Source organism: Salinimicrobium oceani, from assembly GCF_012037645.1.
This window is the reverse complement of record NZ_JAAVJR010000833.1, coordinates 1-407: the sequence shown is the minus strand read 5'-3', so window position 1 is coordinate 407 and position 407 is coordinate 1. Positions and strand designations below refer to the sequence as shown.

General features: G+C 45.0%; 1 protein-coding gene. It reads right to left on the bottom strand.

Going from position 1 to position 407, the window contains the following annotated elements; translation table 11 throughout:
- On the bottom strand, positions 1 to 407 hold a 407-nt coding region (locus tag HC175_RS19620), incomplete at both ends, for a glycoside hydrolase family 3 protein (protein WP_209310125.1).

Below are 407 nucleotides of genomic sequence, written 5' to 3'. Positions count from 1 at the left end.
CATAAGCTCCTTTTGAACTCCGGCAAGACCAATATTCACCTGACTTCTTCCTTCCCCACTCTGGAAAGCATCTTCCCCAAGGGCCAGGATCACAAGATCTGCTTTTTTCGCAGCGTCAACAGCGGCTTTAAAACCTGATTTATCTGTATTATTGATCTCAAGAGGTTTGAGGAAGCTTCGCTCACCTACTCCAAGATCGGCTCCTTTCGCATAAGTGACTTTTACATTTTTTCCAACGGCATTTTTCACACCTTCCAGAATAGAGACAGCTGAGTTAGCTTCCCCCTGGGCACGCCAGTTGCCAATTGGGGTGTTCTTATCATCGGCAAGAGGCCCAATCACTGCGATATTCTTTACTGAAGAAGAAAGCGGTAAAAGGTTCTTCTCATTTTTAAGAAGAACGATAG